Genomic DNA, 19,162 nt, shown 5'->3' on the forward strand with positions numbered 1-19,162 from the left:
CGCCTGACCTAGCGCGAACTGGGCGGACCGAGCCCCGGGGGGCTCATGCGACGCGGTTTTTGGACCTGTGGTCGGTTACGCGTCAGGTACTCGGCAGTACCGGACAACTGCATTGACAGGCAAGGAGTCCTCTGGACGCTCGAAGCGCCATCGTGCTCAGTCGACACGTCTTTCGCCGATATTGCGGTCGCTTGACGAAGCACTGACGTGTCCAGCCGTTTCGCATCAGCTCGGCGGGCGGAATTCCAGCTTCCCATCAAGTCCAGCTTGACAGGATCGTCTCCATTTCCACCGTTTCCACCTGCTGTGCAAACCGCTGGTGATAGACCGTCAGCAGCGCATCATGCGTGGCGTCAGACGAGCTGCATAGCGCGTCGGTCACCAACACCACACGGAAGCCGAAGTCGATGGCTCCCAACACGGTGGCTAGCACACATACGTCAGTCTCGCCGCCGGTGATCACCAAGGTGTCAATCTTCCGCTCCCTCAGAAGAGTCGTGAGCTTGCCCTCGAACCAAGGCGAGTAGATGTGTTTGTCGATAATGGCCGCCGGTGGACAGTGCCGGGCCAGCGAGGGCAAAAGATCGGCCATTTCGAAGCCAATCTCCCCCAGCGTCATCGACGCCCAACGTTGATAGTAGCGCTTCCAGGTGCCGATGCCCTGGTCTGGTTTGTGTGCCGGCAGGAAGCGGGTAAACACGGTCTGGGCGGCGCGTCGTTCGACAAGACTTTCGATCCGCGGCAGGACACGGGTGATCCAAGGCGTCGCCCAAGGCGATGGTTCGGCAAAGAGGCGCTGCATGTCGACGCAAAGATGCATGCACCGGTCACCCAACGGACCGTAAGCCAGTCCCCGCGCAGACATCAGAAGGCCCTCGCCCGCGCGACCAGAGCGGCGGCTGGTTGCCGGCGTTCAACTTTGACCATCGCGTTGCCCGTTAGGTGCCTACCTGCCGACAAACGCGACGCACCGACGTTCGTTCCTGCGAAGGCTATGGCAGATCGCCGACCCTGGAAGGATTGCTAGCCGCGCAGCGTAGGGAACCGGGGACACTCCCGGCTAGATGCAAGAGCAAATGCAGGATCGAAGCCGTGAGCGTGCTTATCGTGGGCTCATGCCGGCCCGACAGACAAGATCGGATAATCTATGTTGAAAGTTGGCGTCGGGTTGCCGACGCCGTCGAAGCGATTGACCAGAATGCTGTTGCCCACCTGAAGTATGGACCGAAATGGAATGGCTGTTCGCTTCGACCACGTCACTGGCGAGCGCTTCCGGCACGGAATCAAGCTCTTACAGTGGCGGCCGGGAAGGAGCCGCGCCAATGCACATTCGAACTAATCGACGAGACCGCGAACAAAGCGCCCTCGCCCATGAGGCGGTGATCGCGTCGGCCATCATCCCGGAATCACGCCTTGAACGCGAACAGTCCCGCATCCGTATCTTCTGCGCCCTTGATCGACGCCGAGACGATCTCAGAAGCGATCTGTGAAAAGAGAATGCCATTGCCGCCATAGCCCATCACCGCATGTATGCGAGGATGGTCGGGTAATGCACCGATGGTCGGCAGCCCTGTGCCTATCGCGCCAAACGATCCCGTCCAGGCGAACTCCACTCTGGTGTCCAGCAACGGGAAAATCCGCTCGAGCTTCTTTGAGAGCTGAACTGCCTTTTTGTCCGTTAGTGCGTTACGACGCTCTTCATCGGTGAAATCCTCGTCCTCGCCGCCGCAAATCACTCGCCCATCGGGCGTCGCGCGGACATAAAGATACGGGTCGGAGGCTTCCCAGATTATGGCAGCGCCCGGCCAGATCTTTGGAGGTTGTGGCCGGGTCGCGATCGCCCATGTCGAAACGACTTTGTGGCTGACGGCCGGCACGACATCGAGCAGCTCATAGCCCGTCGTCAGAACGAGATGGCGGGCTGTAATTGTGGGCCCCTCGCGCGTGACAACGGCTATCCCAAGGCGATTGTGCTCGATCACCATCGCCTCGGCCGGAGCGTAGAGGCGCGCCTTTCTGTTGAGCGCGGCCAACAACAGGCCTGCACCAAGTTTTCTCGGATCGAGCGCCAGATTATCATGGCTGAGAATGGCGCCGCCGCGATCTATGCCGAATTCATCCCGCAACGTCCCACGGGTTAGAAACGATGCGCCGATGCCCGTTCGCCGACGTGCCTCAGCTTCCTTTCGCAAGTCCGTTGGATCCAGCGTAGTGCCAGCTAGATACAGCGACCGAGTGCTCACCTGGCTGCAGCGGATGCCGAGTTCCGCTATCCGCCCTTGAAGATTGAACAGAGCAAGCCGCGAACGCCGCCATGCCTGCCCGGCAGCAACGCCGCCGATCATCTTCGACAGCTTCGTCAACGGTTGATCGATTTCGAACTGTACCAATGCAGTCGTTGCGGCCGTCGATCCTTGCAAAGGCCCACGCCTGTCGATGCAGATGACGGAAAGGCCGTCGCGCGTCAGCGCTTCGGCCATTGCAGCGCCGCCGATACCCATGCCGACGATCAGCACGTCGGCCTTCACGTCGCGCACTAGCCGGCCCCCGGGAACGGACGGCGATCGGTAGGCAGACCAGACAGGAGTGCCGCTTTTGAGATCAAGCTTACGCTGCATGAAACCCCGGCTTCCTTACCATAAGTCAGCCAAAGCCTTGCCGTTCCATCTACCGTGAGGAGCGAGCCAGGCAGAAAAGTTCGCCCCCTCATTTCAGCCGTCACCCAATAGACAAGCAAGGTGCCGCCAACACAGGCGATCGGGATCCAGCAAAGGACAGGGTGGCCGGCTATTGCTGCCGTTGATTATTTTCCATGCGGAAGCTTCCTCAACGCAGTCCCTGTCGCGGAACCTCGACAGGACGAATACGCGAAGGTTTCGCGTGGCCGGATCCAGAGGTTGCTCTTCACATGCACGGGAGCCACGCCGCCACGGTGCCAAGAAATGAAATGGCTTCTCTGAAACATATTTTTGTGGCGGTGGAACTTTCCGATGAAATGGAGGTTTCGAGCGCCATAGGGACGAAATGGGCTACTCCGACCTGTGGCGGCTTTGCAGCAGGCAGAGCGGCTGGCCAACAGGAGACGGCCAATGAAACACCAAACACGCGAAGAACTAAATGCGGTCGCGGAGGTCGATGCAGCCTGCCCGGCGATGACGCGGAGCCAGCGATTGGAACGCTGGGCCGCACTTCTCGAGCGCGATCCAGAACGGTGCCTCGGAGCGCTGCCCGGCACCGAGTACATGCGACTGGATGTACGAGACAAAGCGCAATGTCCCGAATCTCCGCTGAGCATCGCGTTCGCGGATCCAATCTTGCGCTCGCAGGGTCTGAAGAGCGACACCTATGGCGAGGCGAGACGCTTCTTCGAGCTATCGGATTGGCAGTTGCATGCCGTCGTTTGTCATTGTCATGTCGGCGCCACCATGAAAGCCGGTTGGGTTGCCGTGCAGGTCCGTGCCGCCGCCAACGAAGATGGAAAGCTTTTCAGCAAACTGCGGGAGACGATCGCCGGTTGGCCAGCAATTCGCTTTTTCAGGGGATAGCCGGAGCTGCGGTTGCGCCTGCTTTCGAGGTTTCCCGGACGCTCCGATCTCGGCATCCAACGCTGCATATCTCATTTTGAAATTTGCTTATCAAAATTGGAACCGAGAACGCTGCTGTGAATTGACCCACCAAGCGGTCGATTTCCTTCAGGATGTGGCCGCTTCAAGCAGCAAAAGCCCGTCGCCAACGTCCCCACAATAGGCGGCGGGCTTTCCTTGCTGGTCCGGTCGGATGCAGAATGTGAATGCGGGCCAAAACTCGCTGGATAGCCCGGTCTGCCAAATCCTGTGTCACTTGATTAGGCAATAGCCGGGCTATCCAGCCACGGCTTTATTGTAGAGACCGCACTTTGCCAGGCTTGGGTGCAGGCGCGTTCATCTTCTCGCAAGGTCTTCCAATCGCTAGAGCGTCTGACTATCCGCAGGCTACGCCCGACAAAATTTTCGCGTTCTTATAGATGTGGCCCCTGAAGCTGGCGGCTCATCCGTTGAAGCAATGGTCTATTTGAAGGCAATGGAGCCCGCGGTGGCACCGCAATCGACATGTCTCGACGACCGGTTCGTTCCACACTGGGGTAGCGATAGGTCATAGAAAAACCCGCGCCACACTGAAGGTCGTATAGCGCGGGCCAGTTGATGTTGCTTACGCAAGAGCCAAGCGGCGGCCCGTACACTCGTATGCAACCATTGGAAATGGCTAAAGTTCCAGCGAAGGAGAGTGACTATGCCGATTTCCGGCGAGCCTTGGGATGCTCCTTGATGCCTTCCTTGGCAAGGCTCTTGCGGAGCACCGATGCCAGATCGATAACGTTCTCCTTCGGCTTTGGCGCCGGCTTCGGAGGCTTCTTGCCCTTGCGCTTGGCATCAATCATCGCAATCAGCGCGTCTTCGTAAGTGTCCTCTAATTTCGAGGGATCGAATTTCGTCACCTTCTTGTCAAGCAGATCTTGTCGTATTTGGTGCTTTTCAGGTCTTTGAAGACGCTGCGTTCCGAGATCATCTCGTTGTGGGTGCGCAATTCGGTCAGCAGCATTCCTTGTCCGAAGGGCTGGATGACGACCTCGCGGCCGCGCTGGTAGAGCACCACGCAGGACCCGGCCGCAACCCGCTTTTTCGCAATTGCCTCACGCAAGACGGAAAAGGCTTCGACGGCGGCGCCATCGGTGGGAATGACGTAGTAGGGTTTCTCGAGATAGCGGGTGTTGATTTCGTCGAGAGCCACAAATTCCTCGACTTCCAGCGTATGGGCAGGGTCAGCTTCAGCTTCTTGATTTCGGCGGGCTCGATCTCGATGAAGTCACCTTTCTCAACCTCGTAGCCCTTGATCTGATCTTCCGAATCGACGACGTCCCCGGTCTCTTCGTCAACATAGGCGCTCTTCACCGGAGGGCCGTCTTCCCGGTTGAGAATCTTGAAGTGTATCTTTGAGGATTCGCTGGTTGCCCCGACCAGCTTCACGCCGCACGCGACCGATCCGACCTTCAGGAAGCCTTTCCAAACCGCTCGTGGCGCTGCCATGGCTATTCCTCGTGCTTGCAAACGAAGGCGTCGGCAGCCTTTGCCCCGACGCACGTCTCATCGGCCGACGGCTCGTCCGTCGATCTCTTCGGCTACAGCAGTCAGCGCTCGTGAGAGATTGAGCAGCTTTCGGTGTTCGAACGACCGCGCACGCCGTTGGAGGATCGCGACGTACCTGTTTCGTTCGGCGATGACTGCAGCGTCGCTGACGAGGGCTGGGTCTGCGGCGACGTCAGTGGGAAGCATGATCATCATCGATGCGCCCTTGTTCTCGCGGCCTTCTTTGCTGACGCCGAGCCTTCGGCGGCAGAGCGATTGGCTGAGGCAGCGCCACCCTTCCTTCCGCCCTTATGCGCGGCTGGATTTCCGGTATGCTTGCCGCGGCCGGAGCCGTCTTCCTTCTTGCCACCAGCATCGTCCTTGTTGACGGTCACCCAGGCGCGCCGCTCAGCTTCCTTCTCGGAGACGCCACGCCTCTCGCAATATGGTCGGCGTTGCGTTCCTGCTTGTCGGTGTATTTCGACTTGTCGCCGCGTGGCATGAAAGCCTCCTATTTGTTTCGTTTCGTTTTCAGCGCATCTCCGAGATCGCGTTTGTCGGGGTCCTTGAGGTTTTCGCCGGCGGCATCGCGATCTTCGTCCGGATCGTCTTTGGCAGGCAGATAGCCCGGAGGCCGGTTTTCCGGGGCGCCCTCCCAGCGCGGTTTTTGATCGATGGTGCCTGGGCACCGTGGCGCGGCGTAGTCATATTGACCTCCTAGTCGCGGTGTTCGGGCATGTCCTTGAGCTGACCCTTCGTCCAAGACGTCACGGCGTGCACGTCGCCATCTTCGTCGCGCATGAAGTCGAGCTGGTTTGCGGCAACGGCAACCGGTTTGGCGCCGATGCCGAGGAAGCCGCCGACATCGATGACGACCTGGCTGCCGTGGACATGATCGACAGAGCCGATCTTCTCGTCCTGAGGTCCGTAGATAGTTGCGCCTTCGAGGATTTCCGGGGTGAGCTCGGCGTTTGTTAGCCTTACGTGATTTGTGTGGTCCATGGCTCGTATCTCCGCTGGATGATTTGCCAGTCGCCCAGTTCGAAGAAGCGCTTGGCTTCTCCATAAGTGTCGTTCCTGAGACAGCACGCAGCAAAGGATCTTCGAATGCCACGGTAATGGGGGAACCATCCGCGCGTGCAAGCTCGAGAGCCTCCGCAGGCAAGTATTCGGTGCCGATGTCGTCCCCTCGCGCTACCTTCCAGCAGCGGAACGGAAGCTTTCTGCAACAGCGTCGCGACCATGTGATGGCGGTCCTAACCCCTGCGGCAACGAAGGAAGGGTGAGCCCGGAGCAAGCCCCCCGTTGGCGCCATTTCAAACTATCCATTGGAGCGCGAGGCCAACCACAGACAAGATCATCGTGCTGGTAGCGAGCCATCCGAGAGCCCGCAGCCCACCCGCTACAGGAAACTCGCCCATGACTTCGGAGCGCCCCGTCATTTGCATCATGACGACCATCAATGGAACTGCGCATATGCCGTTGATGACAGCGCTCCAATACAGCGCCTTGATTGGATCAATCGGTGTGAAGATGATAGCCATTCCGAGCATGGCCGCCGCAGCCAATGTCGTATAAAACGCCACCGCCTCCTTGGGCTGTCGCTCCAGCCCCACCGGCCAACGGCACGCTTCACCGACGGCGAATGCAGCCGAACCTGCGAGAACCGGCACCGCAAGGAGACCGGTGCCGATGATACCGGTCGCGAAGACCATAAGCGCGAACTTACCTGCAACCGGCTCCAGGGCTTTGGCGGCGTCAGTCGGGGAATTGATCTCAGTCACTCCCGCCTTGTGTAGTGTGGCGGCCGTCGTAACGATGATCGCTATCGCTATCAGGTTCGAAAATGCCATGCCGACTAAGGTGTCTGCGCGAATACGCCGAAAGGCGCCAGATGCTTGCCATGGCGCCCATTTCAACGGCTTGGCTTTCGGGTTCACCGCCTCCTCTTCCACCTCTTGCGACGACTGCCAGAAGAACAGATAGGGGGAAATCGTAGTGCCCAGAACGGCAAGAACCGTTGTGAAAAAAGACCGGTTCCATTCTACGTGCGGAATGAAAATGCCTTTGAGCGCTTCTCCCCAGGGGATATGCGTCATGAACGCAGCCATAACGTAGGCGAAGAGGCTGAGCGTCGTCCATTTCAGAACCGTGACATACCGGCTGTAGTCGACAAAGACGATCGCAGCAATAGACGCCAAGCCGAACCCAACCACGTAGAGCGAACTGGGGCCACCCACCAGCAATCGGAGCGCCTCAGCCATCGCGCTGAGGTCCGCGCCAATATTGATAACATTGGCGCCGAACAACAAGGAGACCACAAAATACATCAGTTCTGCAGGATAGTGCCGAGTGAGGTTTCCCGAGATACCTCGGCCTGTCGTCCGACCAATCCGCGCCGCAATCTCCTGGATCGCGGCCATGAGCGGAAAGGTGAATATCATTGTCCAGCCAATATTGAACCCGAGCTGAGCACCCGCTTGGCTGTAGGTGCCGATACCCGAAGGGTCGTCGTCTGCAGCGCCTGTAATAACGCCGGGCCCAATTGTGCGCAGAAATCGCTGAAATGGCCCTTTTGCCAGCCTAATTGTCTGTTTCTCGCGGACTTCGGCGCCGATGTCGCCCATCGCATTACTCCAAGAACTCAGTCCCGATGCAGTGACCGCGCATCAATCAAAACCCGACATGGTGCTGCTAGTTCCAGATCGATCCTGGTGGCGCTCTGCGATAGCTAAAGCGGATGGCCGGGGGGACGTCGCCATTGCCGGCGTCGAAGTCGACAAGGGTGCTCGGTTTGCGTGCTTGATCCTTCCGACAAGGCCTAGCAGTCTACCTACGGGGCCTGCATGTTTGGATCTGACTGAAACCACCCGAGGTGTTTTCTGATTGGCACTTCTATGCCTTTCGCGCGTTGAGGCATGTTCGACAAATGCGCCAAGGGATGATGAACGCTAATCAGGCGTCCCAATGTTCATAGAGTCGCGCCAGCTCATTGCGGGTTGCGGCAAAAATATCATGGCCGCCGCCGCGCTCAGCGTTGACCCCCGTAGCATTGGCGGCTGCAGGCCATGAGCTTCGATTCTCTCTTCTCGACTTCGCTCTGTTATGGCGCAGGCGGCCCAGATGCCGGCTGGACGTTCACGCTTCCCATTATCTTTCCATTGGCGGCAATCGCATCGCTCTATGTCGTAGGTGCCATCCGGCTTTGGCAACGGAGCGGGCGCGCGCGCCCTTTGCGTTTTCGGCAAGCCCTACTGTTCGCCGCCGGCTGGGTCGCATTGGTGGCAGCCTTGGTGAGCCCGCTTCATGCATTGGGCGAGCGGCTGTTCACCGCTCACATGATTGAACACGAATTGCTGATGGCGGTGGCGGCGCCCCTCGTAATTGCTTCATGTCCGGCGGCGCCAATGATATGGGCCCTACCCATGCGATTACGCCAGGCGCTCCGCGCAGCCGGGCATATACGCATGCTTGGGGCGACTTGGGTCTTCATGAGCCGACCCGTAATCGCCACCGTCCTGCATGGCGTCGCGATATGGGCGTGGCATGTCCCGGCGCTTTTCGAGGCCGCATTGCAACAAGGTCTTTGGCACTATGCACAGCACGCCAGCTTTTTCGGTACCGGTCTTTTGTTCTGGTTGGCACTGCTGCCTCGCCCGGGCGGAGTACACGCCTGCGGCAGCGCGGTGATGCATCTTTTTTTTACCTCGTTACATACCGGTCTGCTCGGGGCGTTGCTCGTGGTCTCGCCGCAGCTCTGGTATCCGGAAAACGCCATCGGCTCGAGCTTTTGGGGTCTCTCGCCGCTCGAAGACCAACAGCTTGCAGGGCTTGTGATGTGGATACCCGCCGGCCTAATCTATGGCGGAGCGGCGTTGATCCTGGCTAGTTTTTGGATTCGCACAAGTGGAGGGCAGACACCACTTCGCGTCATCGAGATCGGCGCCGGCGTTTCGACGGATGTTTCGCCTTGACCTCGGCGGATAACGCAAAACCCCATCCGGAAGCGTGCCTTCGATATGTCCAACGGGATTTGGCCCCGCTTGCTCGAAACCGTCCGAGCGCCCGGCGCGAAGCTGAAGCACATCTGACGCTGCCAACGCGGCGCGTGTCTTCAGCATTCGGACAAGCTCTGGGCGAAGGCCATCGCCCCTGCAAGCGGCCAGATCATGGAAGAAAGCAAAGGGATACATTGGCTGATCTTTCGATAGCGACGCCCCCCTCGATGGTCATTTCCTTGACAATTCAACGTGCCCGCCAAAGGCATGTTCCGTTTCATGCGGTCGGGTTTAAAATGGTTCGCACGAGATTGGAGTTTGGCTGCGAAGGAGAACAGTCCATGATGTAACACCGCGACGGCATTCACCGGGCACAAAACACCCATGCTCGGGCCGGGCCTGACAAGGCTCCCGGGTTCGATCTGCCGCTGCGCCTCAAATCACCGACGCGGAGGCGGGAGATGCGTCAATTCTTGCTGCAGATAAGTCTCCACAGGACGCGCCGCGATTTAAGAACGAGGCTAGCTTTGCCGATGTCATGCGATCGAAAGAGGACGAAGCCGAGGCCCGGCGGGCAGCAACTGGCCCTTGCTGGTGATTGCCGCGGTTGTCGTTGCCGCAGCGATCTTCGTTATGGCAAGTCTCGTGCGCTAGCCTTTTGCGCGTCTTTTGCGAGACTTCTTTTGACCTTGCGACTGTCCGAGATCCCCTTTCATGCGGGCAAGGTCCTCCATCGGACACAAAAGCCTTGGCTGCGTGGGGTTGGATATATCGATCTTGTCCCAAGGAATACGATAGAAGCCACCGTCACGGCGTAGCCGAAATGCATCGAGCACCGCTGCGCCTATCGCGGACGCGGAAAGGCGCTCGAATGCGGCGTAGATGCCGATATGGAATTCGGTAACGACAAGATCGTGCCCGTCCTTTTCGGCGCGAATCTCTTCGATATAGCCGATGCTTTTCCCGCGCGGCGATAGCACGCGGCGGCCAACCAGCCGCTCGAGATTGATGGTTGTGGCCATCAGCCCGCTCCCGGGATGCGGCCGACGACGTGGTCGCGCAGCCAATTTTGCCAATCGAAGATCGCCGTCTCGCGAACGTCGATGTCGAACTGGATATCGATCCCGACGTCGCGGACCTTGATCCAGGCGATCCGATGCGGCTCGCTATGGCGTTTGCCGCCCAACCTTGCCGACAGTGCCGCCATCCATAGTCCGGGCCGTGCACCTAGTCGGCGCGCCAGCGCAATCGATCCTAGTTCGATCGCAACGATCCTTGGTGGATTGCCTGTCCTCAGTTCCGCCACCAGGCCATCGACCTTGCCGATCTTGACTTGCTCGCGGTCGATCACTTGCTTGTCCAGAACGTCGCGGACCAAATCCATCACGTGCCTCCGAATACTTGCAACGGGATTGTCACCATCGCGAGCACGAAGCCAAGCGCGATAACAAAAATGACCGCGGCATTCGAGATCACCCCATTGCGATGCTTGCCGGCATAGCGTTTGTCGTTCATCAGGAACAGGAAGGGTATCACGCTGAGAGGCAGGCTGGCAGCCGTGAGCGCCATAGAGAAGATCGTGAGTTTCAGTGGGTCAAGGCCGGCAGCAATCGGTAGGGCGCTGAAAAACAACGCCAACGTGTAAACCGTGCTGAAGCCAGGATTGTCCCGCGGTTTCTGGTCCTCGCCCCAGGTCCAGCCGAAGCCTTGGGCCACAAGATAGGCCTGCTGCAGCCCAACCTCGAGCACAGCGCCGAAGCAAGCTATACCGAGCGAGGCAATGAACAGGACAAAGCCCCAGAAGCCGAATATCGGGATCAGGATCAGCGGCAACTGATGGTAGTCGTCCACCTGGTCTATGCCGTGCGGGGTAAGCACAAGCGCGGCGACAATCAGCACGCTGACCGAAATCGTGCCACCAAAGCTCATACCCATCGCCGCAATGGCGCGATTGGCCCCGAGATAGCTTTCATCCCACCGGTCCTCGATCGCCCCCGACGAGTAGAACATGAACAGGTAAGGCGAAATTGACGCCCCAAGAATGCTGACGGCCATGAACCAATAATTGGCCGCGTCATGGTCTGGCACAGTGGGAACAGCGCCCGCCACGACCTGCCCCCAATCGGGTTTAAGCATCACCGCGCCGGCCACAAAACACAATGTGACCAGCCCGAGCACCGAAACGCCTTTTTCGATAAAGCCGAACGTGCCTTTCCAGAGAAGCACCCAGGCCAGCAATGCCACCAGCAGCGCCCACCATTGGAAGCCGATACCGGTGGCAAGTTCGAATGCAATGGCAACGCCGCCGATCTCAGCCGACATGACCGTGAGATTGACCAGAAGAACCGCCAACAGCGGCCAAAGGAAGGCATTGAAGCCAAATCGTTCCCGAATCCCATCGGCAATGGTGTGATGGCTCACAGCAGCGAAGCGGCCGGCCATCTCGACGAGGAAGATAATGCAGATCGTTCCCAGAACGATCGCCCAGATCAGCTGGAAATGGAATGCCGCACCGGCCTGAACGGCTGTCGTCAGTGAACCTACTTCGAGAAAACCACCAACGCTGGTGACAACACCCAACGATATTTCGAGTACCTTCTTCATGGATGCGGGCTAAAGAACTTAGCATAGGCGGCAGCCAGGGCGGCAATTGCGTTTCGCAAATCTCGCTGCGCCCGCTGCACTTTCGCGGGAGTGTCATCTTGCAATCCCGCCTCCGCGTTTGCTACCGCCATCGCTAAGCGGTTGATGGCCGTGATCAGTCCGGCTCGGTCCGGGACCTTAGATGACTCGGCTGATTGGATTTGGGTTTCGGCATCGGTGAGCTTCCGACCGACCGATTGCAGCGTGAGTGACGTATAATTTAGGGGAGCCGCCCCCGCGACCCAGGCGTCAAGGGCCATTGCCGCCGTTTCCGCCGCGGAAGCCACAGTCCTCAATTCGCTGTCAATCTGATCTTCCGACGAAGAGCACGCGGATAACATAGTCGATATCACGACAAAGCACAGAAAATTAAGTCTAGATCGGGTCAACTTTGTAGTTGCACCTCGAATTGTCGAGTTTCTGACACCCTGATTGCTCTTACTGGCAGAGAATAATCCCATCTTCTTACCACGCGCTGGATGTCGCGACGCCGGCGCGCTTTGTCGAGTTAGACTGGATACGCGATCGACCTGGCCGAATTCTCCGGCTCGTGTTTCAATTGATGACCGAGGAAAATGTTCCGCAGCGCTGTATGTGGCGAAGGAGGATTCGGCCGTCCGGTTTGCTCAAAAGCGGCTCCGTGGCTTGGCGGACTGGACGGGAACAATCGGTCGCGGGCGGGGTTCTGTTTTTGTCTCTTGCAAGGGTGGCCCGCCATGAAACCTGCCGTGACCGATCATATAGAAATAAAGAAATACGAACACCCGACCGGCGGCTGGGGGTCGCTTCGTTCCCTGGCGCGTCACGCGCGTAGCGAAGGCCTCTTGCTGTCGGGAATATGGAGCACGCTGCTCAAGCAAAATAAGGCAGACGGCTACATGTGTGTTTCGTGCTCGTGGGCGAAGCCGGCTCAACCTCGGCCTTTCGAGTTCTGTGAAAACGGCGCCAAAGCCACAATGTGGGATCAGACGAAACTGCGCTGCGGGCCGGACTTCTTCGCACAGCACAAGGTCGCGGAGTTGCTCGATTGGCCGGACCGGGACTTGGAAAAGCAGGGCCGCTTGACGGATCCCATGCGCTACAACCCTGTCACCGACCAATATGAGCCGGTTGCCTGGGAAAGTGCATTCCGCGAGATCGCGGCCGAGCTCCAGCGGCTCAATCCGAAATCGGTTGTCTTCTACACCTCCGGCCGTGCCTCGCTGGAGGCCTCATTCATGTATCAGCTTTTCGCGCGCATCTACGGTTCATCCAACCTGCCGGATTCCTCGAACATGTGCCACGAATCGACCTCGGTCGGCCTGCCCGAGTCGATCGGCTCCCCGGTCGGAACCGTTCAACTCGAGGACTTCTCGAAAACTGACATGATGTTTTTCTTCGGACATAACACCGGCGTCACGGCGCCCCGGCTGCTGCATCCCTTGCAGGAGGCACGTCAACGACAGGTGCCAGTGTTCACTTTCAATCCTTTGCCCGAGCGAGGGCTGAAGCGGTTCAAGAATCCGCAAAACCCTGTCGACATGTTATCGCCGGGGCCTGGAACCAAGATGTCAAGCGACTTCTTCCAGGTTCGCTGCGGCGGCGACATCGCAGCCATGACGGGTATCGCCAAAGCGGTGCTTGCGCTCGACGATGCTGCTGGTGAGCACGCAAGTCAGCGTGTCCTGGACGTCGATTTCATCGCCGAGCACACCCACGGCTTTGCCGAATTCGAATCGTATCTGCGCGACGCCAGGTGGAATGATATTGTCAGACGCTCCGGTATCGCTCAGGCCGATCTGGAGCATGTCGCGGAAATCTATAGCCTTTCCAGTGCTGTAATCGGAAATTATGGCATGGGCCTGACGCAGCACCGGCATGGCACCGAGAATGTCCAAATGCTATGCAACCTGCTGCTGATGCGCGGCAATATGGGCAAACCCGGCGCCGGCATTTCGCCGCTGCGCGGCCATTCAAATGTTCAAGGTCAGCGCACTGTCGGCATAACTGAAAAACCCGAACTCGCTCCCTTGGACAAATTCGCCGAGTTCTATGCGTTCGATCCACCGCGCGAGAAAGGCCTCGACACGGTCGAGACCTGCGAAGGCGTTATCGAGGGACGGGTGAATGGCTTCATCGGACTGGGCGGCAATTTCGTTCGCGCAGTGCCCGAAACCGGCCCGGTCGAGAAGGCTTGGCGTGGATTGAGCATCCATGTCGAGATCGCAACCAAGCTCAACCGCAGCCATCTCATCCCGGGAGCCGTCACCTATCTTCTCCCCTGCCTGTCGCGGCTGGAAAGGGATCACCAGGCAAGCGGCGACCAGACCGTCTCAATAGAAGATTCGACCGCATGCATCCACGGCTCCTTTGGATCGCGGCCTCCCGCGTCGCCAAACCTGCTTTCCGAGCCTAAAATCGTCGCCGAACTTGCCAAGGCCACGGTGCCGAACAAAAGTTCCATCCCATGGGACCAATGGGTTGCTGATTATTCGCGTATCCGCACCGAGATCGAACGGTGCTATCCCCAACACTTCCGCGATTTCAACGCGCGGTTTCTCGATCCCGGCGGCTTTCATCGCGATATCAATGCATCGAAACGCGTTTGGGAAACACCGAACAAGAAAGCCAATTTCAAGCTGCCGTCGATGCTCGAGGCAAATCCCGATATCGATCTTTCAGGTGACAATGTGCTGACGCTGATCACAGTTCGCTCCAATGACCAGTTCAACACCACCGTCTACGGCTATGACGACAGGCTGCGCGGCATCTACGGAACCCGCATGGTGCTGCTCATGAATGAGGCGGACATCCAGCGTTTCGGATTGAGCGCGGGGCAGGAAATCGATCTCGAAACCCACGCCGATGACGGTGTGGAGCGGCGCGTGCGGGGTTTACGGGTCACACCCTATTCAATTCCCGAGGGCAACTGTGCCGGCTACTATCCGGAGCTCAACCCGTTGGTTCCGCTCTGGCACCGGGCAAAGAAGGCTCATGTTCCAGCCGGGAAATCGGTACCAGTCAGAGTTGTTCCCCGAGAGACTAGTGGCCTTTGAAGATATAGATCTCGTTCCGATCCTCTTAAGGCGGCTGAAATATTAGCCCCGCTGAGATTTGGGCTGCCGTAGCGGAAATCTCCCCCGACATGTGCCGTTGGTCGTGGCCCCTGCCCGCACTTAAACGGGCACAGGCCAACCCTACAGAGGGTTCGCTCAGTTCGGTTTTCAAGCATGCCCTCAGTGACATGTGTTGCCGCAGCACTTCGCACCTATTTCGAACCAAAACCAACGGTGCTGAGCATCCTTTTACAACCGGCCGCGTTATGGCCTTGGCACGATGGTAGATTCGTCATGGCAAGGTGCATGAGTTCGTTGATCTGCCGTCGTCCGAAGCCGAGACGATCCTCAATCCTGCCCGCCTTTGCACATCGAATTCAGATCTTACCCGGTAGTTTTGCCGCCCCCCCTTCAGGAAAAGCGGCAGGCCTGAGAGGGGCAGCTGTCGTGTCGAACACGTTTCTGACGGCGTGCGGCGACCGGCAATCGGCGCTCCATGCGCATGGTGCTAATGCCCAAAAGATATTTGACCTCATCTGGACCTTCAGTGCGGTTGCGGCAACCGTCTGGCTTCTTGTCGTACTGGTCCTGGCAACGGCGCTTTTGCGAGGTAACCTGGCGAAGGCGTCGCGATCACCGCTGCAGATCGATGCTGATCAGGAGCGTCGACTGACCCGTGCTGTCGGAAGCGCCACGGCTTTGACGGTGGTGGTTCTCATTGCGTTGACGATAGGAAGCTTTTTTGCAGGCAAGTCGATCGCTTCGCTGAGCGGAAGCGAGACGGTCACTGTCCGCGTCACAGGTCATCAATGGTGGTGGGAGATACGCTATCCCAAAACCGATTCGTCGCAGGCGATCCTCACGGCGAATGAGATCCATGTTCCGGTCGGGGAGTCCGTAAAGGTCAAGCTCGACTCGCTCGATGTCATTCACAGCTTCTGGGTACCAAGCCTTGCAGGCAAAAGAGACCTTATCCCGGGTCGGCCGAGCGAACTGACCCTCACCGCCGACAAGCCCGGCATCTATCGCGGTCAGTGCGCCGAATTCTGCGGTTACCAGCATGCCCATATGGCGATCATTGTTGTCGCCGAAAGCCGCGAAGCATTTGACGCCTGGCGATCTAGGCAAGACGCCAACGCTGTCACCCCCGCCAGCGATGAAGAACGTCGCGGCCAGGCGGCTTTTCTCGGGACCGGTTGCGCGCTCTGCCATGCGATTAGGGGCACGCCTGCCACCGGAACGGTCGGGCCTGACCTGACCCATGTCGCAGGCCGCCGCTCACTGGCTGCGGACGCGCTTGTCATGACGCCGGGCGCCCTTGCTGCGTGGATTGCAGATCCCCAATCGGTAAAGCCTGGCGCGAAGATGCCACGCATTGCCCTCAGCGCCGACGACCTCAATGCGGTTGTTACCTATCTTGGAAGCCTTGAATGAGTGGCATGCCGGGAAAGAAGGCCAAGCGAATAGAGGAACGGGGGCTGAAAGGCATTCGCGACACCGGCCTTGACGAGGCGAGGCTGCGCGCTTTTCTCGCGCATGCCTGGCATACACCAAAAGGACTGTATGGGTGGCTGGCCACGGTCGATCACAAGCTGATCGGCAAGCGCTATGTCGTGACCGCCTTTCTATTTCTCATTCTAGCAGGTCTGTCGGCACTCGCTATGCGGTTTCAGCTCGCCGCGCCCGAGGCTGGCCGTATAAGCCCAGACTTCTACAATCAGCTCTTCACCATGCATGGCACGACGATGATGTTTCTGTTCGCCGTGCCGGTAATGGAGGCGTTCACCGTCTACCTGGTGCCGCTGATGATTGGCACGCGCAACGTGGCCTTTCCTCGCCTCAATGCCTTTAGCTACTGGATCTACGTTTCAGGCGGGACGATGATTTGGATAGCATTCGCCTTCAATACAGGCGCTGATGCCGGCTGGTTTTCCTACGTTCCCCTCGCCGGACCGGACTATGGCATTGGCAAGCGCCCGGACTTCTGGGCGCAGATGGTGACCTACACGGAAGTATCGGCTCTGGCGGTTGCCGTCGAGATCATTGCGACGGTATTCAAACTGCGCGCCCCCGGCATGACGCTCGACCGCATCCCGCTCTATGTCTGGTCGGTGCTGGTCACAGCCTTTGTCATACTATTCGCCATGCCGGCCGTGATGGTTTCGAGCACAATGCTGATCCTCGACCGGCTTGTCGGCACCAAGTTCTTCGATCCAGCCGCGGGCGGCGATGCGCTGCTGTGGCAGCACCTGTTCTGGTTCTTCGGTCATCCCGAAGTCTATATCATATTCATCCCAGCGACCGGCTTTGTCTCGGCGATTCTGCCCACCTTTGTGCGACGTCCGGTCTTCGGCTATCTCGGGATTGTGCTGTCGCTGATTGCGATCGGCTTCCTGTCTTTTGGACTGTGGGTGCATCACATGTTCGCCACGGGTCTGCCGCAGCTTGGCGAAAGCTTCTTTACCGCCTCCTCGATGATGATCGCCATCCCGAGCGGCATTCAGATATTCTGCTGGATTGCGACGATCTGGGGTGGCAGGCCAATCTTTGCCACACCGCTGGTATTCGTGCTCGGCTTCATCTTCACTTTCGTCATTGGCGGCATGACGGGGGTCATGGTCGCCTCGGTGCCGCTCGACCTGCAGGTGCACGACACCTATTTCGTGGTCGCGCATTTCCATTACGTGCTTGTAGGCGGCGCTGTCTTCCCCTTGCTCGGTGCTGTCTACTACTGGTTTCCCAAGGTCACCGGTCGCATGCTTTCTGAGCGGCTCGGCCACTGGAATTTCTGGTTTGTGTTCCTTGGCTTCAACCTCACCTTCTTCCCGATGCACATCCTTGGGCTGCAGGGCATGCCGCGCCGCATCTACACTTATCCGCTGGAAAGCGGCTGGGGCAGCGCTAACCTCTTCATCAGTCTTTCATCACTGGTTCTGTTCGCCGGCTTCGCGCTCCTCTTTCTGAACATGCTGCTCAGCCTTCGGAACGGCCGCCCCGCCGGCGACAATCCGTGGGGTGCGAGCACGCTCGAATGGGCTACGACGTCCCCACCGCCGTCCTATAATTTTCCACACTTGCCGGTGGTCACTCATCGCGAGCCACTTTGGGCTCGGCCCGACACACTGCCAGTCATCGAGGGTCTGCGCGTCGATGCGCGCGAAGTGCTCGGCGGCACGGTTGCGGACGCTGTGCCGCAACTGCGCCTGCCATCGGCTGACAATTCGATCTGGCCGCTGCTTTCAGCGATCGCCGTAGGCGGTACATTTTTCGCCTCGATCTATACCCCATGGGCCGTGGTCTGGGGCGCGATTCCGATCTCAATCGGTTTCATCTGCTGGTTCTGGCCGAAGGGCGAACCGGAGGACGAGGAATGAAACAACGTCCGGTGGTCGATGTCAGCCATCTCCCCACATATGATTTCGGCGCAGCGAGCCCGATGTGGTGGGGAACACTGGCCTTCATCGCCCTTGAAGCGACCGGTTTCGCTCTGGCGATCGGCACCTATTTCTACCTGGCTGTCCTGGCGCGACACTGGCCAATTGCAGCGCCCGCACCCGATCTGGCGCCGGGCACGGCAGTACTGATGATTCTGCTCGCCAGCATTGTTCCTAATCATTTGGTCGACCGCTGGGCCAGACAGCAGGATCTGCATAAGGTCCGCGCCGGCATGGTGCTCATGACCATCGTCGGGATCCTTCCCCTGATCGTGCGTATCTGGGAATTTCCCGCGCTTCGCATCTCATGGGACCAGAACGCCTACGGTTCAATTGTTTGGTTTCTGCTCGCACTGCACACATCGCATCTTCTGACCGATATCGGAGACACGATCGTGCTCGCGGTTCTGATGTTCACGCAAAAGGGAAAGGCCGGCCGCCGGCTCAGCGACGTGTCGGACAATGCGTTCTACTGGGACTTCGTAGTCGCTTCGTGGGTTGTGCTTTATCTCGTCATCTATTGGGCGCCGAGAATGTGACATGCAGGCGATCCGCAATGGCGTTTCGTGGGCCGGCTTCGCTAGCGGGCCGACCGCTTGGGCAGTGTCGTTGCAACTCGACTATGCAATCTCCGACTGGCAGTGCCATGCCGGCTTTCGCCCGACGGCGCTGTTTTCGCTGCTGGCTGCCGCCGCTGTATTGGCAGGCATTGCCTTATCCTGGCGCGGCCTACGCAACGTTGGCTTCGGCATAAGCCCGCCGCTCCACGCGCGCACGCGGCGCTTTCTGGCCGGCACTTCGGTCGGCATCGGAGCGTTGTTTGCGCTGGCCATGCTGGCGCAAATCGCGGCTGGGCTCATCTTCAGCGGGTGCGAGCTATGAGTATGCCAGGTTTCCGGCGACCGGCGATCTGCTGCCAATGGCGGACGCATTGGCCTGTACGAGGGCGT

Annotated in this window: 18 protein-coding genes and 2 pseudogenes; 7 read left to right on the forward strand and 13 right to left on the reverse strand. The window is 58.9% G+C overall.

Features of this window, described 5'->3' with window-relative positions:
* Positions 1-256: 256 nt before the first annotated feature.
* Together EJ067_RS08595 and EJ067_RS08600 are read right to left on the reverse strand one after the other, a co-directional pair.
* Complete coding sequence (locus EJ067_RS08595) at positions 257-865, reverse strand: cysteine hydrolase (RefSeq protein ID WP_126085561.1); 609 nt, start codon at positions 863-865, stop codon at positions 257-259.
* Between the two features lie 541 nt (positions 866-1,406).
* Positions 1,407-2,618, reverse strand: coding sequence for an FAD-binding oxidoreductase (locus EJ067_RS08600; protein WP_126085562.1), 1,212 nt, complete (start codon positions 2,616-2,618; stop codon positions 1,407-1,409).
* Between the two features lie 471 nt (positions 2,619-3,089).
* Here EJ067_RS08600 and EJ067_RS08605 point away from each other — a divergent pair, with 471 nt between their 5' ends.
* Positions 3,090-3,545 (forward strand): hypothetical protein, encoded by a 456-nt coding sequence (locus tag EJ067_RS08605; protein ID WP_126085563.1) that lies wholly within the window; start codon positions 3,090-3,092, stop codon positions 3,543-3,545.
* 722 nt (positions 3,546-4,267) lie between these two features.
* On the opposite strand, the gene EJ067_RS35760 is transcribed toward EJ067_RS08605, so the two are convergent.
* From EJ067_RS35760 to EJ067_RS08635, 7 genes and pseudogenes are all read right to left on the reverse strand, one after another.
* Positions 4,268-4,474 carry a hypothetical protein gene (locus tag EJ067_RS35760; protein WP_348639519.1) on the reverse strand — a complete coding sequence of 69 codons (207 nt, stop codon included), beginning with the start codon at positions 4,472-4,474 and terminating at the stop codon, positions 4,268-4,270.
* Positions 4,471-4,767 carry a Ku protein gene (locus EJ067_RS35765; RefSeq protein ID WP_348639520.1) on the reverse strand — a complete coding sequence of 99 codons (297 nt, stop codon included), beginning with the start codon at positions 4,765-4,767 and terminating at the stop codon, positions 4,471-4,473. The genes EJ067_RS35760 and EJ067_RS35765 overlap by 4 nt, the downstream gene beginning before the upstream one ends.
* A gap of 92 nt (positions 4,768-4,859) precedes the next feature.
* Positions 4,860-5,063 (reverse strand): annotated as a pseudogene (locus EJ067_RS35770) (Ku protein); the annotation flags it as partial.
* A 57-nt stretch (positions 5,064-5,120) separates the two neighbouring features.
* Positions 5,121-5,318, reverse strand: a complete 198-nt coding sequence (locus EJ067_RS08615) for a hypothetical protein (RefSeq protein WP_126085564.1) — start codon at positions 5,316-5,318, stop codon at positions 5,121-5,123.
* A pseudogene (locus EJ067_RS08620) lies at positions 5,315-5,604 on the reverse strand (plasmid stabilization protein). The gene EJ067_RS08615 and the pseudogene EJ067_RS08620 overlap by 4 nt, the downstream one beginning before the upstream one ends.
* Positions 5,605-5,819: 215 nt before the next feature.
* Positions 5,820-6,104 (reverse strand): PRC-barrel domain containing protein, encoded by a 285-nt coding sequence (locus EJ067_RS08630; protein WP_126085566.1) that lies wholly within the window; start codon positions 6,102-6,104, stop codon positions 5,820-5,822.
* Between the two features lie 314 nt (positions 6,105-6,418).
* Positions 6,419-7,729 (reverse strand): divalent metal cation transporter, encoded by a 1,311-nt coding sequence (locus tag EJ067_RS08635; protein WP_126085567.1) that lies wholly within the window; start codon positions 7,727-7,729, stop codon positions 6,419-6,421.
* 441 nt (positions 7,730-8,170) lie between these two features.
* Here EJ067_RS08635 and EJ067_RS08640 point away from each other — a divergent pair, with 441 nt between their 5' ends.
* Entirely contained in the window at positions 8,171-9,076 is a 906-nt protein-coding gene (locus EJ067_RS08640) for a cytochrome c oxidase assembly protein (protein WP_126085568.1), read from the forward strand.
* A 674-nt stretch (positions 9,077-9,750) separates the two neighbouring features.
* Here the strand turns inward: EJ067_RS08640 and EJ067_RS08645 are convergent.
* The 4 genes from EJ067_RS08645 to EJ067_RS08660 are packed head-to-tail and all read right to left on the reverse strand — an operon-like array spanning position 9,751 to position 12,003.
* Positions 9,751-10,122 carry a hypothetical protein gene (locus EJ067_RS08645; RefSeq protein WP_126085569.1) on the reverse strand — a complete coding sequence of 124 codons (372 nt, stop codon included), beginning with the start codon at positions 10,120-10,122 and terminating at the stop codon, positions 9,751-9,753.
* Positions 10,122-10,484, reverse strand: a complete 363-nt coding sequence (locus EJ067_RS08650; protein WP_126085570.1) for a hypothetical protein — start codon at positions 10,482-10,484, stop codon at positions 10,122-10,124. The genes EJ067_RS08645 and EJ067_RS08650 overlap by 1 nt, the downstream gene beginning before the upstream one ends.
* The gene (locus tag EJ067_RS08655; protein ID WP_126085571.1) at positions 10,484-11,704 is read right to left on the reverse strand and encodes a divalent metal cation transporter; all 1,221 of its coding nucleotides are present in this window, start codon (positions 11,702-11,704) and stop codon (positions 10,484-10,486) included. Before EJ067_RS08655 ends, EJ067_RS08650 begins: the two co-directional genes overlap by 1 nt.
* Complete coding sequence (locus tag EJ067_RS08660) at positions 11,701-12,003, reverse strand: hypothetical protein (RefSeq protein WP_126085572.1); 303 nt, start codon at positions 12,001-12,003, stop codon at positions 11,701-11,703. The genes EJ067_RS08655 and EJ067_RS08660 overlap by 4 nt, the downstream gene beginning before the upstream one ends.
* A gap of 456 nt (positions 12,004-12,459) precedes the next feature.
* Here EJ067_RS08660 and EJ067_RS08665 point away from each other — a divergent pair, with 456 nt between their 5' ends.
* The 5 genes from EJ067_RS08665 (at position 12,460) to EJ067_RS08685 (ending at position 19,094) form a co-directional block, all read left to right on the forward strand.
* On the forward strand, positions 12,460-14,778 hold the full coding sequence (locus tag EJ067_RS08665; RefSeq protein ID WP_126085573.1) for an FdhF/YdeP family oxidoreductase: 2,319 nt from the start codon (positions 12,460-12,462) through the stop codon (positions 14,776-14,778).
* Positions 14,779-15,225: 447 nt separating this feature from the next.
* On the forward strand, positions 15,226-16,212 hold the full coding sequence (coxB, locus tag EJ067_RS08670; protein WP_245468221.1) for a cytochrome c oxidase subunit II: 987 nt from the start codon (positions 15,226-15,228) through the stop codon (positions 16,210-16,212).
* Positions 16,209-18,152 (forward strand): cytochrome c oxidase subunit I, encoded by a 1,944-nt coding sequence (ctaD, locus tag EJ067_RS08675; protein ID WP_126085575.1) that lies wholly within the window; start codon positions 16,209-16,211, stop codon positions 18,150-18,152. The genes coxB and ctaD overlap by 4 nt, the downstream gene beginning before the upstream one ends.
* Positions 18,149-18,751 (forward strand): cytochrome C oxidase subunit III, encoded by a 603-nt coding sequence (locus tag EJ067_RS08680; protein WP_126085576.1) that lies wholly within the window; start codon positions 18,149-18,151, stop codon positions 18,749-18,751. Before ctaD ends, EJ067_RS08680 begins: the two co-directional genes overlap by 4 nt.
* 1 nt (position 18,752) lies before the next feature.
* The gene (locus tag EJ067_RS08685; RefSeq protein ID WP_126085577.1) at positions 18,753-19,094 is read left to right on the forward strand and encodes a hypothetical protein; all 342 of its coding nucleotides are present in this window, start codon (positions 18,753-18,755) and stop codon (positions 19,092-19,094) included.
* Positions 19,095-19,162: the final 68 nt, after the last annotated feature.

Origin of the sequence: Mesorhizobium sp. M1D.F.Ca.ET.043.01.1.1 (assembly GCF_003952385.1) — a bacterium.
Lineage (GTDB): Bacteria > Pseudomonadota > Alphaproteobacteria > Rhizobiales > Rhizobiaceae > Mesorhizobium.

Bases quoted from the DNA above. Each gene is read 5' to 3' on its own strand.
- EJ067_RS08645 (WP_126085569.1), bottom strand. From the start codon at position 10,122: ATGGCCACAACCATCAATCTCGAGCGGCTGGTTGGCCGCCGCGTGCTA.
- EJ067_RS08630 (WP_126085566.1), bottom strand. From the start codon at position 6,104: ATGGACCACACAAATCACGTAAGGCTAACAAACGCCGAGCTCACCCCG.
- EJ067_RS08650 (WP_126085570.1), bottom strand. From the start codon at position 10,484: ATGGATTTGGTCCGCGACGTTCTGGACAAGCAAGTGATCGACCGCGAG.
- EJ067_RS08660 (WP_126085572.1), bottom strand. From the start codon at position 12,003: ATGGCCCTTGACGCCTGGGTCGCGGGGGCGGCTCCCCTAAATTATACG.
- EJ067_RS08685 (WP_126085577.1), top strand. From the start codon at position 18,753: ATGCAGGCGATCCGCAATGGCGTTTCGTGGGCCGGCTTCGCTAGCGGG.
- EJ067_RS08640 (WP_126085568.1), top strand. From the start codon at position 8,171: ATGAGCTTCGATTCTCTCTTCTCGACTTCGCTCTGTTATGGCGCAGGC.
- EJ067_RS08600 (WP_126085562.1), bottom strand. From the start codon at position 2,618: ATGCAGCGTAAGCTTGATCTCAAAAGCGGCACTCCTGTCTGGTCTGCC.
- ctaD (WP_126085575.1), top strand. From the start codon at position 16,209: ATGAGTGGCATGCCGGGAAAGAAGGCCAAGCGAATAGAGGAACGGGGG.
- EJ067_RS08605 (WP_126085563.1), top strand. From the start codon at position 3,090: ATGAAACACCAAACACGCGAAGAACTAAATGCGGTCGCGGAGGTCGAT.
- EJ067_RS08595 (WP_126085561.1), bottom strand. From the start codon at position 865: ATGTCTGCGCGGGGACTGGCTTACGGTCCGTTGGGTGACCGGTGCATG.
- EJ067_RS08635 (WP_126085567.1), bottom strand. From the start codon at position 7,729: ATGGGCGACATCGGCGCCGAAGTCCGCGAGAAACAGACAATTAGGCTG.
- EJ067_RS08655 (WP_126085571.1), bottom strand. From the start codon at position 11,704: ATGAAGAAGGTACTCGAAATATCGTTGGGTGTTGTCACCAGCGTTGGT.
- EJ067_RS08680 (WP_126085576.1), top strand. From the start codon at position 18,149: ATGAAACAACGTCCGGTGGTCGATGTCAGCCATCTCCCCACATATGAT.
- EJ067_RS08665 (WP_126085573.1), top strand. From the start codon at position 12,460: ATGAAACCTGCCGTGACCGATCATATAGAAATAAAGAAATACGAACAC.
- EJ067_RS08615 (WP_126085564.1), bottom strand. From the start codon at position 5,318: ATGATGATCATGCTTCCCACTGACGTCGCCGCAGACCCAGCCCTCGTC.